The sequence below is a fragment of the Streptomyces sp. NPDC059788 genome (genome assembly GCF_042732265.1).
Classification (GTDB): domain Bacteria; phylum Actinomycetota; class Actinomycetes; order Streptomycetales; family Streptomycetaceae; genus Streptomyces.
The window spans coordinates 23417-39547 of the sequence record NZ_JBHWHY010000058.1 but is presented as its reverse complement, the minus strand read 5'-3'; the positions used below and the strand labels follow the sequence as shown (position 1 = coordinate 39547).

At 73.9% G+C, this 16131-nt stretch carries 13 protein-coding genes; 5 read left to right on the top strand and 8 right to left on the bottom strand.

The window, feature by feature from the left end; all coding sequences use genetic code 11:
- Nucleotides 1–460 precede the first annotated feature (460 nt).
- The 3 genes from ACFV57_RS36355 to ACFV57_RS36345 all read left to right on the top strand — a co-directional run bounded on the left by ACFV57_RS36355 (nt 461) and on the right by ACFV57_RS36345 (nt 3504).
- A complete protein-coding gene (locus tag ACFV57_RS36355; RefSeq protein ID WP_338015960.1) occupies nt 461–1036 on the top strand; it encodes a SigE family RNA polymerase sigma factor in 576 nt (191 codons plus the stop codon).
- Nucleotides 1033–2460: a DUF4232 domain-containing protein gene (locus ACFV57_RS36350; RefSeq protein WP_385241366.1), complete on the top strand. Its 1428-nt coding sequence runs from the start codon at nt 1033–1035 to the stop codon at nt 2458–2460. The genes ACFV57_RS36355 and ACFV57_RS36350 overlap by 4 nt, the downstream gene beginning before the upstream one ends.
- An 84-nt stretch (nt 2461–2544) precedes the next feature.
- Nucleotides 2545–3504 carry an SURF1 family protein gene (locus ACFV57_RS36345; RefSeq protein ID WP_385241363.1) on the top strand — a complete coding sequence of 320 codons (960 nt, stop codon included), beginning with the start codon at nt 2545–2547 and terminating at the stop codon, nt 3502–3504.
- Here the strand turns inward: ACFV57_RS36345 and ACFV57_RS36340 are convergent.
- Nucleotides 3482–4318 carry a pentapeptide repeat-containing protein gene (locus ACFV57_RS36340; protein ID WP_385241361.1) on the bottom strand — a complete coding sequence of 279 codons (837 nt, stop codon included), beginning with the start codon at nt 4316–4318 and terminating at the stop codon, nt 3482–3484. The genes ACFV57_RS36345 and ACFV57_RS36340 overlap by 23 nt on opposite strands.
- 261 nt (nt 4319–4579) lie before the next feature.
- Nucleotides 4580–6451, bottom strand: a complete 1872-nt coding sequence (locus tag ACFV57_RS36335; protein ID WP_385241358.1) for a prolyl oligopeptidase family serine peptidase — start codon at nt 6449–6451, stop codon at nt 4580–4582.
- Between the two features lie 69 nt (nt 6452–6520).
- On the opposite strand from ACFV57_RS36335, the gene ACFV57_RS36330 reads away from it, so the two are divergent.
- On the top strand, nt 6521–7366 hold the full coding sequence (locus tag ACFV57_RS36330; RefSeq protein ID WP_385241356.1) for a class I SAM-dependent methyltransferase: 846 nt from the start codon (nt 6521–6523) through the stop codon (nt 7364–7366).
- Between the two features lie 48 nt (nt 7367–7414).
- On the opposite strand, the gene ACFV57_RS36325 is transcribed toward ACFV57_RS36330, so the two are convergent.
- From ACFV57_RS36325 to ACFV57_RS36300, 6 genes are all read right to left on the bottom strand, one after another.
- On the bottom strand, nt 7415–8440 hold the full coding sequence (locus ACFV57_RS36325) for a hypothetical protein (RefSeq protein ID WP_385241354.1): 1026 nt from the start codon (nt 8438–8440) through the stop codon (nt 7415–7417).
- A gap of 231 nt (nt 8441–8671) precedes the next feature.
- Nucleotides 8672–10057 (bottom strand): cryptochrome/photolyase family protein, encoded by a 1386-nt coding sequence (locus ACFV57_RS36320; protein ID WP_385241351.1) that lies wholly within the window; start codon nt 10055–10057, stop codon nt 8672–8674.
- Nucleotides 10058–10165: 108 nt separating this feature from the next.
- On the bottom strand, nt 10166–10543 hold the full coding sequence (locus ACFV57_RS36315; protein WP_385241348.1) for a hypothetical protein: 378 nt from the start codon (nt 10541–10543) through the stop codon (nt 10166–10168).
- Nucleotides 10544–10711: 168 nt separating this feature from the next.
- Nucleotides 10712–11086: a hypothetical protein gene (locus tag ACFV57_RS36310; RefSeq protein WP_385241345.1), complete on the bottom strand. Its 375-nt coding sequence runs from the start codon at nt 11084–11086 to the stop codon at nt 10712–10714.
- Nucleotides 11087–11436: 350 nt separating this feature from the next.
- A complete protein-coding gene (locus tag ACFV57_RS36305) occupies nt 11437–12999 on the bottom strand; it encodes a protoporphyrinogen/coproporphyrinogen oxidase (RefSeq protein WP_385241342.1) in 1563 nt (520 codons plus the stop codon).
- Complete coding sequence (locus ACFV57_RS36300; RefSeq protein ID WP_385241339.1) at nt 12996–14519, bottom strand: globin domain-containing protein; 1524 nt, start codon at nt 14517–14519, stop codon at nt 12996–12998. Before ACFV57_RS36300 ends, ACFV57_RS36305 begins: the two co-directional genes overlap by 4 nt.
- Before the next feature lie 510 nt (nt 14520–15029).
- Here ACFV57_RS36300 and ACFV57_RS36295 point away from each other — a divergent pair.
- Nucleotides 15030–15773 carry a response regulator gene (locus tag ACFV57_RS36295; RefSeq protein ID WP_385241336.1) on the top strand — a complete coding sequence of 248 codons (744 nt, stop codon included), beginning with the start codon at nt 15030–15032 and terminating at the stop codon, nt 15771–15773.
- The last annotated feature ends 358 nt before the right edge of the window (nt 15774–16131 follow it).

The window sequence follows — 16131 nt, the reverse complement described above, 5'->3', positions numbered from 1 at the left end:
TGCGACCCTCGGTTGGCCGGGAAGCGCGGTTCATGGCCGAGGAGTGCCGATTCGAACGGTCTCTGACCCGATTGGTGCTGTCACTGATCCGCTCAGGAGATACCTTGTGAGTTGTGTGAAGGTCCTGTGGGCGACTCGTTGGTCCAAACCACTTGAACTGGCCCGACGCTGTGTTCGACTATTCGCTCCCCCCTTGCTGCAACCGGTAGTTGGGCGGGGAGCGTCTTTGTGGCCGCCCTTCAAGGGCGTCCATGGACCTGCGGGACAACTGGGGTATTGGGGAAGAGCTGGTACGCATGAGGGCATTTGGCTCGCCGTCAAACACGGTGTCTTGCGCGTACAACCCTGATGGGGGGAAACGTGTCCAACAGGCGTGGCAGAGGTACTCGGCATCGCGATCGCCCCAGGGGGCTCCGGCGGCACAGCAGTGCGGCCGTTGCGGCCCCGCATGCCCGGGGGTATGCCGGTGATCGCCCCGTGGCCCGCCGCGCAGCCCGCGCAGATCTCCTCTCAGCGTGGGGACACTGACGACGCGATGGCTGCGGGCACGACTGTCGACCATCTCACCGAGACCTACCGCGCGCACTACCGTTCACTGCTGGGACTGGCCGCTCTGCTGCTGGACGACACCGCCTCGTGCGAGGACGTCGTCCAGGAGGCCTTCATCCGGGTGCACTCCGCCCGGGGCCGGGTGCGCGATCCGGAGAAGACGCTCGCCTATCTGCGCCAGACAGTCGTCAATCTCTCCCGTTCGGCGCTGCGCCGCCGCATCCTCGGGCTGAAGCTGCTCTCCAAGCCGATGCCCGACATGGCGAGCGCCGAGGAAGGCGCGTACGACCTCCTGGAGCGCGACCAATTGATCAAGGCGATGCGGGGGCTGCAGCGTCGCCAGCGCGAGGTCCTGGTCCTGCGGTACTTCGCGGACATGACCGAGGCCCAGGTCGCCGAGACGTTGGGGATATCGCTCGGTTCGGTGAAGGCGTACGGCTCACGGGGTATCGCGGCGCTGCGCGTCGCCATGGAGGCTCCCGCATGAGTGGCAAGCAGTTCGACCCGTACGACCCGCAGGAACCGTTCGACCGGCAGGAAGCACCGTACGACTCGGAGGAAGGGCGGGGCTCGGCGAGGGAGCGGGGCCCGGAGGGAGTGCGGGGTCCGGAGGGAGTGCAGGGTCCGCGGGACTCGAACCTCGAGGCAAACCCGAACAGTCCGAGCAAGCCGAACGACCCGAACGGCCCTAACGACCCGAACGACCCGAAGAGCTCGAAGAACCCTGAGAACCTGAACGGAACGCAAGAGCCGCAGCCGCGGGGAACACACGAAGCCCCCGGCGCCCATGCCCCCGGCCCTGCCGACTCCTGTACCGGCGGCCCCGGCACCGCTGGACCCGGCAACGACGGCCCCACCCCCGACGGCCCCGGCGTAGGCGAGGACGAGCTGCGGCGGCTGCTGCGCTCCGCCGTCGGCGACCTGGAGCCCTCCCCCGACTCGCTGGAACAGCTGCGCCGCGCGGTCCCGGCCCGTCGCCGCCGACGCCGCCATGCCGTCGTCGGCGCGGCGGCGGCCGTCCTGCTCGGCGGTACGTCCATCCCCGCGATGGTGCATGTGGCCGCCTTCACCGACGGCCCCGAGGACCGCCCCGCCAACGCCGCCAGTACGCAGCGCACACCGGGCAGCACCGGAGGCGAGCACGGCGAGGGCACGGAGCACAGCGGCAAGCCGTCGGCCGGTCCCGGCGGGAAGAAGACCGACGAAGAGGGCAAGCCCACCGATCCCGGCAAGGGCCCGGACAAGAACGGCAAGCAGCCGGGCACCGGCGTCACCACGCCCGGCCCGTCCGGGACGATGGACGTCACCTCGCCGGCCTGCTCGCGCGCGCAGCTCGGCAACGGTGTCAGCTCGGTCGGCCCGGCCGATTCGGCGGGCCGCGTCTACGGCTCGTTCCGGGTGGTGAACACCTCCGACGCGGCGTGCTCGGTCGAAGGCGGCGGTGAGGTCGGCGTGGTCGCCAAGGGCAGTACGGACAGTTCGCGCGTCCACGTCGTCGATCACACGGCGGGCGACGCGGCCCCCGGCCTGCCCGACCCGATCACGACCCCTGATCAGCTGGTGCTCAAGCCGGGCGAGGCGTACGAGGTCAAGTTCGCGTGGATCCCGGCGGAGGGTGGCGGGACGACCGGCTGTGCCGCGCCGCCGTCGCCGTCCCCGCCGCCCTCGAAGGCCCCCGGGGAGACATCGCCGGGTGCCTCCTCGTCCTCCGGCGAGGGGGGCAGCGCCGATACGGGCGGCAGTCAGGCCGGCGGCGGCGAGGGGTCCCCGGGGAGCGGCGGCTCCAACCCGTCGGGCGGTGTCGTGCTCAGCCACACGCCGGAGGCCGGGCAGCCCGCGGCGGCGGACGCCAAGGTTCCGGACGCCTGCGCCGGCACGGTCTACCGCACCGAAGCGCTGCCGACCCAGTAGCCGGCGGTGGGCCGGGCCCCGTGGCGCGACGTGGCCGCGGCCCCGCCGTCCGGTCCGGGCGGCGCTCCCCGTACCGTTGGCGTTGTGTACCGGTTCCTGCTGACCCCGCGGTGGTGGGGAATCAACGTCTTCGCCGTACTGGCGATTCCTTTCTGCATCTTCATGGGCAGCTGGCAGCTGAGCCGCTTCGAGGACCGCGTCGACACGCACCACCAGCAGGAGGACCGGTCCGCCGAGGCGGCGGCCGCCGCCGCCCGGCCGCTGGACGAGCTGCTGCCGGTGGACAAGGTCACCTCCGGCCGCCAGACCACCGCCACCGGCCACTACGACACCGCGCACCAGCTGCTCGTACCGGACCGGCAGCTGGACGAACGGCGCGGCTTCTACGTGCTGACGCTGCTGCGCACGGACGGCGGCAAGGCCCTCCCGGTCGTACGGGGCTGGCTGCCCGGTGACGTCGACGCGCGGGACACCCGGGCGAAGGTGCCCGCGCCGCCGAGCGGCGCGGTGACGGTCACCGGGGCCCTGCAGGCGTCGGAGAACCAGGGCACCGACGGGGTGCACGCGGGCGGCGGGCTGCCGTCGGGGCAGCTCGGCATGATCAGCGCGGCGTCGCTGGTCAACATCGTGCCGTACGACGTGTACGACGCCTGGATCACCGTCACCAAGGCGCAGGCGCCGCTGGTGGCCGTACCGCCGGCGGCGGCGGAGGGCAGCGGGCTGGACCTGAAGGCGTTCCAGAACCTGGGGTACACCGGTGAATGGTTCGTGTTCGCCGGGTTCGTCGTCTTCATGTGGTTCCGGCTGTTCCGCCGGGAGGCGGAGGCGGCCAGGGACGTGGCGCTGGGGCTGGTACCGGCGGAGGGCGCGGGCGATGGGGGCGCGGGCGACGGGGGCGAGGGCGAGGAGAGCGCGGGCGATGGGGCTTCTGGGGTCGGCTCCGGTGCTGGTTCCGGTTCCGCCTCCGGTTCCGGTGCTGGTTCCGCCTGCGGCTCCGGTTCCACGGGTGTGAGCGCCGCGGCTACCAGTGAGCGGGACGGCTGAGGCCCGGCGGCAGCTTGGTCGCCGCGTCGCCCTTGGCCGCGTTCACCTGGGCCTGGGTGAGGAAGATGCTGCCGGTGAGGTCGGCGCCGCCGAGATCCGCGTCACGGAAGTCCACGCCGATCAGGTCGGCGGTCCGCAGATCGGCGCCGTTGAGGTCGGCGGCGATCAGATAGGCGCCGCGCAGGTTGGCGCCCCGCAGGTCGGCTCCCCGAAGCCGGGCGCCGATCAGGTCGGCTCCCCGGTGGTTCTTCTTCTTACGGCCGGGAACGGCGGCCCGCACCAGTTCGCTGGTGCGCAGCAGCAGAGCGTTGACGTCCTGCCGTACGGCCGCCACGTCCACCTCCGCGAGCGCATCGGCGCTGCCGCGGGTGAGCCGGTCGGTCTCCTTGAGCGCGCGGCGGAGGTCCTTGTGGATGGGGCGGGCGGCGGGCAGCGTCAGCGCCTCGGACAGGTACCAGAGCAGCTCGTGGAGCTGGCGCATCACCGGGAACACGTCGAACATCTGCCGTGAGGTGCCGGGCGCGCTGCGCCAGTCCTTGCCGCCGAAGGTGACCTGCGAGACCTTCTGGCCCGCGCCGAAGCAGTCGAAGACCGTACAGCCGGAGAAGCCCTTGTCGCGGAGGCGGGCGTGGATGCCGCAGCTGAAGTCCGCCTGGAGGTTCGAGCACGGCTTGCCGGCGGGCTTGTCGACCGCGAAGTCGGCGGAGGCGGCGAAGGGCAGCGCGACGCAGCACAGGCCGAAGCAGCTGCCGCAGTCGGCCTGCAGGTCGAGACGGTCGCCCCCGGCCGAGGGGGCTTCGTGCTTCTGGGACACCGCGCTTGTTCTCCTGCCGCATGACGAGCAGGAGTGCTCCCCTGCCCCGTGATGAGCACCGCTTCCGAGACCGCCGTGCTCCGTACAAACCTCCATTGTCCCGGACGGACGGGTGTGGGGGCGACGGGGGACGGGGCGGGGTGGGGCGAGGCGGAGTCGGCACGGGACGGGGCTGGGCCGGGGGCGAGGGTGGGGCAGCGACCCCGTGACGCTCCGGGGGCCCTCCCCCCCCGCCCACCCCCCCCGCCCCGCCGTAGGTAGCTACTCCTTAAGGGCTCCATCTCCGCCCAGGCCCAGGTACCGGCGCGTGAAGTCCAGTTCCAGGCGGACCTGCTTGATGCGCTCCTCGACGACCAGCGAGCCGTGGCCGGCGTCGTAGCGGTACACCTCGTGGGGGTGGCCGCGCTTCTTCAGGCGGTCGACATAGTTCTCCACCTGGCGGATGGGGCAGCGCGGGTCGTTGACCCCGGCGGAGATGTAGACCGGGGCGCGCACCGCGTCCACGTACGTCAGCGGCGAGGACGCCTCGAAGCGCTCCGGCACCTCCTCCGGCGTGCCGCCCAGCAGCGTGCGGTCCATCGCCTTCAGGGCCTCCATCTCGTCGTGGTACGCCGTGACGTAGTCCGCCACGGGGACCGCCGCCAGGCCCAGCGCCCACGCCTCGGGCTGGGTGCCCAGCCCGAGCAGCGTCAGATATCCGCCCCACGAGCCGCCGGACAGCACCAGCCGCTCCGGGTCGGCCAGCCCGGAGGAGACGGCCCACTCCCGCACCGCCGCGATGTCCTCCAGCTCGATCAGCCCGACGCGGTGCTTGAGCGCGTCCGTCCACTCCCGGCCGTAACCCGTCGAGCCGCGGTAGTTGACCCGCACCACGGCGAAGCCGTGATCCACCCACGCCGCGGGCGCGGACGCGAAAGCATCGCTGTCGTGCCACGTCGGGCCGCCGTGGATCTCGAACACCGTCGGGAACGGGCCATCGCCAGCCGGCTGCTGCACCAGCGCGTGGACCGTGCCGCCGGGGCCCTCCACCCACGCGTCGGTCACCGGCACCGAGCCCGGCGCCTTCACACCGGGCGGGTCGAGGACGACCCGCCCGCTCGTCGAGCGCACCTCCGGCGGCTGCGCGGCCGACGACCAGAGGTACTCCACCGAACCGTCCGGCCGCGCCGTCGCCCCGGAGACCGTCCCGGCCGGCGTCTCGACACGGGTCAGCATCCGCGTCAGGGGCTCGTAGCGCCACAGCTCGGCGCGCGCCCGGAACTCGTGCTCCACCAGCAGGGCCGCGCCGTCCGGATACCAGTCGGCGGCCACGTCGCCCGGCAGGTCGATGTCCAGGGCGCTCTCCTCGCCCGACAGCGGGTCCCAGATCATCGGCTCCCAGCGGCCCCGCCGCTGGTGCCCCACCAGCAGCCGGGAATCCCCGTCCACCGGCGCGAAGCCCATCACCGACAGGCCCAGCTCCTCGGTGCCGCCCTTGGTGTCGTCCAGCTCCGCGACCGTCGAGCCGTCCGGCCGCACCACGCGGATCGCGGAGTGCATCGCGTCACCGTGCTCGGTGTGCTCGATGGCGATCAGCGCACCGTCGTGCGACAGGGCGCCCACGCCGGCCGACTCGCGGTGCCGGTAGATCTCCACGGGCTCCTGCCCCGGCCGTACGACATGGACGGTGGTGCCGTCCTCGTCGGTGGAGCGGCCGACCACCGCCGTGCCGTCCCGGCCGAGCGCCAGGCCCGCCGGATACGAGGCCTCCAGGCCCGGCGTGGCCGGCTCGTCCGCGCCGCCGCCGAACGGCTGCCGACGCCAGACACCGAACTCGTCCCCGTCGGTGTCCGAGAACCACCAGATCCACTCGCCGTCCGGCGTGAGGGTGCCGTCCGTCGTGCCGTTCGGCCGGTCGGTGGCCTGCCGCTGCTCGCCGCTCGCGCGGTCCCAGGCGTACAGCTCGAAGGTGCCGGTCGCGTTGGACACGAACAGGGAGCGGGCCGGGGCGTCCTCGGCCCACTCGGGCAGGCCGACCCGCGGCGCCCGGAAGCGCTGCACCCAGTCCGGTGCGGCGGCTCCGGGAGAGCCGGGCGTCCCCGGGGCGCCCGGCCCCGAAGCGTCGGTGTTGGCGTTGGTGGTCTCGTCAGTCATGGCCCCATTCTGCGCAGGCCCGGGAAAATTCCGCTGGCGCGGCCCCCAGCCTGTGGATAACTTCGGCGGATGGTGAAACACACGGGACCTGAGGACTGGCGTGTGGCGAACCGAGCCATGTGGGACGAGCGGGTTCCTCTTCACCTCGCCAGCGACTACTACGACCAGGACGGCTTCCGCCGGCGCCGCGACGTCATCCGCGACTTCGAGGTCGCGGAGGTCGGCGACGTGACCGGCCGGACGCTGCTGCACCTGCAGTGCCACATCGGCCAGGACACCCTGTCCTGGGCGCACCGCGGCGCCGCCCACGTCGTCGGCCTGGACTTCTCCGAGCCCGCCGTGGCCGCCGCCCGCACCCTGGCCGCCGAGGTCGGCATCGGCCCGGACCGCGCCACCTTCCTCACGGCCGACGTGTACGACGCCGCCGGGGCCGTCGCCGCCTCGGCGGCCGCTCCCGACACGTACGACATCGTCTACACCGGCATCGGCTCGCTCTGCTGGCTCCCCGACATCCGCGGCTGGGCCGAGACGGCGGCCTCCCTCGTCGCCCCCGGCGGCTTCCTCTACCTCGCCGAGTTCCACCCGATCACCGACATCCTGGACGACGAGAGCGCCTCGCGCGTCGCGCACGACTACTTCAGCCGGGATGCCTGGATCGACGAGAGCCCGGGCACGTACACGGACTTCGCGGCGCCGACGGTCAACAACCGCCGCGTCGAGTGGCAGCACCCCCTCGGCGACGTCGTCTCGGCGCTGGCCGCGTCGGGCCTGCGCCTGGACTTCCTGCACGAACACGACTGGACGATGTTCCAGCGCTTCGGCTCGCTGGAACGCGGGGACGACGGCTTCTACCGGCTGCCCGCCGACCGCCCCCGCGTCCCGCTCATGTACTCGCTCAAAGCGACGCGCCCCTGACGGCACCGCCCGCCCCGCGCCGCCCCCGCCCCTACAGGAACGACCGGCTTACACGAACTTCTGCGGCCGGTGCCACAGCGCCTCGTCCGTGCCGCGGAAGAACAGCTCCAGCCGCCCGTCCCGGTTGGTGCCGACCACCGGGTCGCCGCCGACGTTGCGCACCAGCTCGAAGTGGCCGCTCCAGTCCACGCCGTTGATCTTCGACTGCTCGGCCACGTACATGTGACCGTTGGTGCTGTGGTGGAAGACCACCAGCCGCCCGTCCGCCGCGCGCGCCAGCGCCGGTGTGCCCTGGACGCCGCCGGCCAGGCTGGACGCCGAGGTCCAGGAGTCGTAGCCGGCCTTCTGCTGGATGTGCCACAGCTGGGTGTCCGTGCCGCGGAAGAACACCTGGATGCGCTGGTCGGAGTCGAGACCGGCCTCGACGCCGCCGCCGATGTTGCGTACGAGCTCGAAGTGCCCGCTCCAGGAGTCGCTGGAGTCGGGGACCTTCTGCTGGTTGTCGTAGAGGTTGCCGTTGGTGCTGTGGTGGAAGACCTCCAGCTTGCCGTCGCCGGCCCGCGCCACCGCCGGGTTGCCCTGCACGCCGCCGGCCAGGCTGGACGGCGCCACCCAGCTCTCGTAGTCGACGTTCTGCTGGTACACGTGCCACAGCTGGGTGTCGGTGCCGCGGAAGAAGACGTCCAGGCGGCCGTCGGCGTTCACGGCGGGGACCGGGTCGCCGCCGATGTTGCGTACGAGGACGTCGTCCGGGTTGAAGCCCACGTTGACGGCGCCCTGCCGTACGTGGTGCAGATGCCCGTCGGAGCCCTTGTAGAAGACGGAGATCCGGCCGTCGACGCCGCGCACGGCGTTGGGCTCGCTGCCCAGCGAACCGCCCAGGTTCTCCCAGTCGCTCCAGCCGCCGTCGTGCTTTTGCCAGATGGTCCACAGTGCCTGCTCGTTCTTGCCGCGGGCGAACACCTGCAGCCGGCCGTCGGCGTTCGGGGCCACGGAGGGGTTGCCGACGATCTGCCCGTACAGGGACGAGACCTCGTCCCAGGCGGTACCGGGTGTGGTGGGGATGTCGACCATGATCGCTCTCCTTCGTGCGTACGAGTGGAGCAGGTCGGCGCACAGGCTAGCCACGGGAACCGCGCCCGAGAACACGGACCGGTCGATTGACCGGAACCGCCCGCCATACCCGGCCAAGAGCGACATCGACGGCATCCGCCCGCACCCCGCAGCCCGGCTCGTCCGCCCGCACTCCGCAGACCGTTCGCACCCAGGAGATGCCCGCGGCCCCCCTCAGCGGAGCCCGCCCCCTCAGTCGAGCCCGCGGGCCCGCTTGAACCGCGCCAGCCCGTCGGCCAGGTCGACGACCGGGTCCGGATAGTCCAGCTCCGCCCGCGCCTTCGCGGGCGACAGCTTCCACGGCTGGTGGACCGCGCCGCCCTCCAGACCCGATACGTCCGCCAGCTCCGGCACCCAGCGCCGTACGTACGCGCCGTCGGCGTCGAAACGCTTCGCCTGCGCCAGGGGATTGAGCACCCGGTTAGGCCGCGTGTCGGTGCCGGTGCCTGCCGCCCACTGCCAGTTCAGCTGGTTGTTGGCCAGGTCGCCGTCGACCAGGAGCGACAGGAAGTGCGCCGCGCCCAGCCGCCAGTCCAGATACAGCGTCTTGGTCAGGAAACTGGCGGTCAGCAGCCGCGCGCGGTTGTGCATCCACCCCTCATGGGCGAGCTGCCGCATCGCCGCGTCCACGATCGGGTAACCGGTACGGCCAGTACGCCACGCCTCGGCCTCCTCCTCATCGCGGCGCCAGCGGTCGTGCCGTCCCCGGTAGTCGGCGTGCGCCGCTGAGGGGCGGGCCGCGAGGACCTGGTGGTGGAAGTCCCGCCAGGCGAGCTGCCGTACGAAGGCCTCGGCGCCGTCACCGTCGCCGCCTGCCTTACGGGCCTTGTGGACCAGCTCGATGGCCGACAACGTACCGAAGTGCAGATGCGGGGACAGGCGGGACGTAGCGTCGCCGGCGAGGTCGTCCTGCCCTTGCGCATAGCGGCGCAGCGGGCTGCCCGTCCAGGACGACATCCGGCGGCGCCCCTCGGACTCGCCGCCCGCCGCCAGCCCCGGGGACACCCCCGACACGTCCCGCCGCCGCGGCACAGCCCGCGAGCGGACCGCGTCGGGGACGCGCACCCGCCGGGGCGCCCGCAGCACGTCGCGGTGGCGTTCGGCCTGCCAGCGGCGGAAGTACGGGGTGAAGACCGCGAAGTGGTCCCGGCCCGCCGGGGTGACCTCGCCCGGCGCGAGGGCGGTGACCACCGCGTCGTGCACGTGCAGCCGCCGCCCGTCGGCCTCCAGCGCGCGCCGCAGCCGCTCCTCGCGGCGCTGCGCGTAACCACTGACCCCGCCCGCCACATGCACGTCGCGGGCGTCCGCCTCGGCCGCTGCCTTGGCGGTCTGCTCGACAACATCACCCGAACGGACGACGAGCCGCCCCCCGCGTGCGCGCAGCGCGTCGTCCAGGTCCGCCAGGCAATCCGCCAGGAACGCCCGGCGGTTGGGCGCGTCGAAGCCCGCGGCCCGCACCCCGTCGTCGACGACGAACAGCGGCACGACGCCGCCCGTGCCCTTCGCGGCGGCGTGCAGGACGGGGTTGTCGTGGATCCGCAGGTCGGAGGTGAACAGGGCGATCGAGGCAGCACTCACGCGGGTCGCTCCGGTCTTCGTGGGGGAGGAGGGGAAGGCGGGATCGCAAGGAGGGGGAGGGGGGAGGGGGTTACGAGGACGGGGGTACGGGAGCACGAGGACGGGGCGTCACGCGGGCCGGGGCCCCGGCCACAGAAGCCCCGCGACCGACAGCGCACCCCACCCCACGGAGACGGCCACCGCCGCCCGCCGCCGGGCCCGTCCGGGCAGCGTCACGCCCAGCAGCGCCGCGTCGCCGAAGTCCGCCGCGACCCGGAGACAGGCGGCGGTCCGCAGCGCAGGGCCCGCCGGCGCCAGGGCGAGCGCCAGGCCGCAGGCCGCGTCACGCCAGGCCAGCGGGCGCAGCGAGGTGCGGGTGGCGGCGGCCGTCCGGCCGTCCGCCTCCGCCAGTCCGGAGGGCTTGGCCAGCAGGCCGGGCCAGGCGGTGACCGCCAGGCCGTACACCGCCGTCGTCGCGCCCACTGTGCGCAGCAGTCCCACGTGCATCGTCCGCCTCCTCCTGTTCGCCGCCACGGCAGGGCCGGGCCGTACACCTGCGCGTACCCACTCTTCCCCCTCCGCCGCCTTCCGACGGCACAACGCGCCCGGCACAACGCGCCCGGCACAACGCGCCCGGCACAACGCGCCCGGTGGGCGGCTCGGCGAGGGGACGGCTCACACGTCGAGCTCCGACTCGACCTTCCGCAGGCTCTCCCGCGCGGTCTCCAGATCGCCGCCGGCCCGGTCCAGTACGAGGTAGACGAAGATGCCCTGGCACGTGCGCCGGGTGAGGGGCCGGATGAGGTGGAACTCGTCGTCCAGCGTGATGAGGATGTCCTCGATCCGCTCGGGGCGGTAACCGAGGAGCTCCAGGGTGGACAGCTTGGCGCGCACCACGTCGGTGTCCCCGCGGGCCGCCGCTTCGAGGTCGAGGCCGGACGGGTCGCCGACCGCGCCGAGCGTCAGGCGGCTGAAGTAGTCGACGATCGAGGCACCTCGCACGCCTTCCAGCCGCACCAGGTCACGCAGCGTCTCATCGATGCCTGCCATGGCCACCTGCCCCGGGCGCATGGACCCGCTCGCACGACGAACCGACCGCCGACCAGACTTCCCGGCACACCAGGAGAGCGCGGTGGCTGCTCCACGGGCTCAGTTTGGCACGTGCGCAAGCCCGTTGACGTCGCATCAGGGGTGCTTCCGATGCCATGGTGGTGGCGGTTGACGGCGCGCCCCGGCTTTACGCGCGCGTGAAAGGTGCGGCGTGCGCCGGGGCACGTATCCGCACGCCTCAGTGTGCGTACGCGCCCCCGGCGCCCCTGAAATCCCAGCGGCCCCCGGCCCAGCGGCCCCCGGCCCAGCGGCCCCCGGCCCAGCGGCCCGGGGCCGTCAGCCCAGGACCGTCAGGCCACCGCCCCGGCGATGATCTCGTCGGCCGCGCGCTGCCCGCTCGCCACGCAGTCCGCCACCCCCACGCCGTCGTACGCCGCGCCGCACAGCCGCAGCCCCGGCAGCGCCGACAGCCCGTTGCGGACCCGCGTCACGCGCGCCGGATGCCCGACGGCGTAGTGCGGCAGACCGCCGATCCACCGGGTCACGTCCGTCGCCACCGGCCGCGCGGCCAGCCCGGTCGCCTCGCCCAGATCGCGCAGCGCGGCGCCCACCAGGTCGGCGTCGTCCAGGTAGAGGACCTCCTCCTGGCCGTACCGGCCGATGGACGTCCGCAGCACGAACAGGTCCCGTGCCCGCTCCGACAGCCAGTCCCACTTACGGGTCAGGAACGTCGACGCCTTGATCGTGTGCCCGTCCCCGGGCGGTACGAGGAAGCCGCACCGGCCGTCGAACGCCGTCAGGCCCTCCATGTGCGAGCGCCGGAACGCCATCGTGACGAGCGCCATCGACGCGTACGCGACCTCGGACAGCTCGGCCGCCGCGAGCGGCGCCTCGGCGGCGAGCAGGGTGGCCGCCGTCCAGGCCGGAGTCGCGAGGACCAGTCCGTCGCACAGCAGGGTGCGGGCGGCCGTGCGCACCTCCCAGCCGAACGGGCCACGGGTCAGCGCGAGGGCCGGGGTGTTGCGCAGGATCTCGCCGCCGGCGGCGCGTACGGCATCGGCCACGGCGCCCGCCAGGGTGCCCGCGCCCCCGTCCAGGCCCAGGTAGTCGGGGCCGCCGCGGGACAGGTCCGGAATGGTGCGGGCCGCCCCCGGGTCAGCCCCGGCCCCCGGGTCCGCGTACTCCGGCCCGGCGCAGCCCGCGCCCGGACCCGGCCGGGTGAACCCGGAACGGGGACGCGGGACGAGCGGCCCGGACCGCGGCCGGCCGGCGGGCCCCGGCCGGTCCGTGCTGCCGGGCCGGTCGGCGATCCGGCGCTGCTCCGCGATCCGGCGTTCCTCCGCGATCCGCCGCCGTTCCGCCGCCTGCCGCTCCTCGGCCAGGCGCCGCTGCTGCTCGGCCGACCGCCGCCGCACCTTCCGCACACCGGTGAGCAGCGCCCCGTCGTCCCGCGCCGCCTCGAACAGCTGCGGCACGGCGGCCCGCAGGGACACCTCGTACGTGTCGGCCGTACGCGCCCTGCCGAGGACGTCCCGCCCGCGGCAGCTCGGAATCGGCCGCAGCGCGCCCCGCGTCCACAGCGCGGCGTCCGTCGTCGCCGGGACCCGCAGCCGGTCGCCGAGACCGACCTCGCGCGCCAGATCGACCGCTTCCGGACGGGGCACCCGCAGCGCCTCGGCGCCCAGGTCCACCGGTGTCCCGGCGATCTCGCCCGAACGCAGCTTGCCGCCCAGCCGGCCGGTGGACTCCAGCAGCGTCACCCGCAGACCGGCGCCGGTCAGCCGGTGGGCGGCGGCGAGCCCGGCGATGCCGCCGCCGATGACGACGATGTGCCGCGCGAGAGCCTGCCCGGAAGCGGCGGGTCCGGTCGCGCCGCCGGTCCGTACGGCGGACGCGGTCGTCGGCACGCTCATGAGTCGGCTCCTTCGAACGCGGTGCTCGCAGTCGTACCCGTGCCCCTGCCGGACGCGGCGCCCCGGGACCGGGACACCACGGCGGGCCCGCCCGCCGCCGGGTCGCCGGCCGCGGCCTCGGGGCCGGACGGCGGGCGCAGGATGTCGGAGAGCGGATCGTGCCGGATGTGGTGCGGCGGCACCCCCGCGGCCGTCAGCCGCGCCACGGTCGCGCCGACCACCGCGGTCGGCCCGCTGACGTACGCCAGGTGCCCCGACCAGTCGCCGTGCCGCGTCACCGCGTCGGCCACCGCCTCGGCCAGCGCGTCGTAGCCGTACGCGTCCGGCCCGAAGGAACCGCCGGTCTCCGGCCGCCGCCCGATGACGGGCGTCACCCGCAGCCAGGGACGCCGCCGCTCCAGCTCGGACGGCGCGCCCGCGTCGTACAGGTCGGCGAAGCTGTGCGCGCCGAGGAACAGCCGCACGTTGCGGTGGCCGCGGCGCGCGGACAGCTCCTCCAGCAGCGCCTTCATCGGCGCCCAGCCGGTGTCGGCCGCCACCAGGACCAGGTCGCTCGCCAGCTCGTCGTCCAGCGTCAACGATCCGCGCGGCGGGCCGACCCGCAGGGTGTCGCCGACCCGGGTGTGCGCGACCAGGGCCTCGCTCACGCCGCCCGTGCAGGTCTGCCGCACGTGGAACTCCAGCTCGCCGTCGTCCCGGGGCGCGCAGGCGATCGAGTACTGCCGCCACGCCTGCGGCAGATGCGGCGACTCCAGCGCCGCGAACTGCCCGGCGCGATACGGGTACGGCTCGTGCATCCGCACGCGCAGCACGGCGAGGCCCGGGCGGCGGTGCTCGTGCTCGGTCACCGTGGCGAGCCAGTACGGCGGTTCGCCGAGGGCGGCCTCGGCGCCGCTGACCATGGCGGCGACGGCGAACCGCAGCATCCGCACCCACGCCTGCTCCACGGCCTCGGCCCAGCGCGGCCCCGCCGTACGGCGCAGCGCCTCGCACAGCGCCGCCTCGAACGCCTCGAAGTGCACGGGGCGCACCCCGAGCTTGCGGTGGTCGCGGCCGAGCCGCCCGAAGACCTCCGCGATGTCGTCGGGACGGTGCAGGTTCTCGATCAAGTACCAGAAGGCGCGCGCCAGATGGGCGCGCTGGAATTCCATCGACTCCGGGAAGAGCGACCGCAGGTAGGGCCACCTCCGGAACATCGCGTCGTAGAGATGGGTGATCAGTTCGCCGAACGGCGTCACGAGTTCCAGGTACTCGGTGATCACCCGCTGGTCGGCGGCGCCGTCGTACGCATCGCCCCCGGACGCCGCCGGGTACGGCCCGGCGGCGCCGGGCCCCGAGACGTTTCCGGACGGGATGGCGGAACTTCCGAGGGCGCGGGGGCCGCCGGCCGGGGCGCCGTAGGCCGGGCGGTCCTGGGCGGCGCCCTCGCGCTCCCCGTTCGGCGAAAGGATTCTGCGGCGCAGCCGCATGGCCTCGTGCCGGGCGAGCAGGGCGTGGTAGTCCTCGTTGACGGTACTCATGGGCGCACGGCCGGACGCGCGGCGTACATCGAGGCGGCGGAACTGCCCTCGACGGCCCGGAAGGACGCACCGTCCGGGCAGGCGGCACGGGCCGGGCGGGAGGCGGGCAGGGGGAACGAAGGGAGGGCCGGAACGGCTCGGAGCGCTCTGACCGTGCGGGCGTACGACGCGAGGCGTGGCATGAGCGGACCTCCTGAAGGGGATGGGGCGCGCCAGTATGGCACCAGGCAAAGGTGCCCAAACGGCCCTATTCCCGCAGGACTTTCGGCCCTCGCCGCCGACCGGCGCACCGGTGTGTGATGCCCTGCGGACCCTTTGCGCGCAGGCCCCGCACCTCGTGCGCGCGTCGCCAACGCGCGTGACGATACTGGGCGTTACGGCGGAATCCGGGCCACCGGACCACCCGGCCCGGACAGCCGCCGGCCGGCCCGTCCGACCGGGCCGCCCACCGGACCACCGCGCCCCGGACCGGCACCCGCCGGCCCGCCAGGCCGACAGATCGAGAGCCGTATGAACCAGCACACCGGACCCGCCGGCCCCGCCGCACCGGACGCGCCGCCCCTGCGCGTCTTCATCCTCGACGACCACGAGGTGGTCCGCCGCGGCGTCCGCGACCTCCTCGACGCGGAGGACGGCATCGAGGTCGTGGGAGAGGCGTCCAGCGGCCCCGAGGCGCTGGCCCGGGTGCCCGCGGTGCGCCCGCAGGTGGCGGTGCTCGACGTACGGCTGGGGGAGCGGGGCGAGTCGTCGGGCGGCGACCACGAGGGCATCGAGGTGTGCCGCGAACTGCGCGCCCGGATGCCGGAACTGGCCTGCCTGATGCTCACGTCCTTCGACGACGACGAGGCCCTGTTCGATGCCATCATGGCGGGCGCCGCCGGGTACGTCCTCAAACAGATCAACGGCTCCGACCTGGTGAACGCCGTACGGACGGTGGCGGCCGGCAAGTCGATGCTGGACCCGCGCACGGCCTCCCGCGTGATGGCGCGGCTGCGCGCCCCGCAGCAGGCCGAGGCGTCCCCGCAGTCCGAACTGGACCGGCTCGCGCCCCGGGAGCGCGAGATCCTGGAGCTGATCGGCGAGGGCCTGACCAACCGGGAGATCGCGGACCGCCTGTTCCTCGCGGAGAAGACGGTGAAGAACCGCATCTCCACGATCCTGTCCAAGCTCGGCGTCGGGCGTCGGGTGCAGGCCGCGGTGATCGCCGGCCGGATACGGGGACAGCAGGAGCAGCGGCGCGGCGGGGGGCGGTAGGGGAGGGGCGTACGGAGGTCTGCTTCGGACGTCTCCGGACGGCTCTCCGGGCCCGGCGGTGTCAGTACGGCACCGCCCCCACGCGTGCCTGCCGCGGTACGGCGCCGCACGCGCCCGTCCGGCGGGCCCGCCCGGCCGCGCCCGTCCGGCGGGCTTTCCCGGCCCGTTGCCACCGCGCCCGTCCGGCAGGCCCTCCCGGCCCGTCGGCCCCGGGCCCGGAGGGCCGTTCCGGTCAGGGACCCTCGGCGGTGGCCCGGGTCCGCCCGGCCCTATGGCGGCGCACGCGGCGCGACTGATCCTGGTGCGGCCGGGAAGAGCCGGTCTCTCCCCCGTGCTGAAGGCTCTTCCCGGCCAGTCG

What these genes read in the sequence shown, in the direction of transcription:
- ACFV57_RS36355 (WP_338015960.1), top strand. Translation starts at nt 461, where the DNA reads ATGCCGGTGATCGCCCCGTGGCCCGCCGCGCAGCCCGCGCAGATCTCC.
- ACFV57_RS36350 (WP_385241366.1), top strand. Translation starts at nt 1,033, where the DNA reads ATGAGTGGCAAGCAGTTCGACCCGTACGACCCGCAGGAACCGTTCGAC.
- ACFV57_RS36335 (WP_385241358.1), bottom strand. Translation starts at nt 6,451, where the DNA reads ATGACTGACGAGACCACCAACGCCAACACCGACGCTTCGGGGCCGGGC.
- ACFV57_RS36330 (WP_385241356.1), top strand. Translation starts at nt 6,521, where the DNA reads ATGGTGAAACACACGGGACCTGAGGACTGGCGTGTGGCGAACCGAGCC.
- ACFV57_RS36325 (WP_385241354.1), bottom strand. Translation starts at nt 8,440, where the DNA reads ATGGTCGACATCCCCACCACACCCGGTACCGCCTGGGACGAGGTCTCG.
- ACFV57_RS36315 (WP_385241348.1), bottom strand. Translation starts at nt 10,543, where the DNA reads ATGCACGTGGGACTGCTGCGCACAGTGGGCGCGACGACGGCGGTGTAC.
- ACFV57_RS36310 (WP_385241345.1), bottom strand. Translation starts at nt 11,086, where the DNA reads ATGGCAGGCATCGATGAGACGCTGCGTGACCTGGTGCGGCTGGAAGGC.
- ACFV57_RS36305 (WP_385241342.1), bottom strand. Translation starts at nt 12,999, where the DNA reads ATGAGCGTGCCGACGACCGCGTCCGCCGTACGGACCGGCGGCGCGACC.
- ACFV57_RS36300 (WP_385241339.1), bottom strand. Translation starts at nt 14,519, where the DNA reads ATGAGTACCGTCAACGAGGACTACCACGCCCTGCTCGCCCGGCACGAG.
- ACFV57_RS36295 (WP_385241336.1), top strand. Translation starts at nt 15,030, where the DNA reads ATGAACCAGCACACCGGACCCGCCGGCCCCGCCGCACCGGACGCGCCG.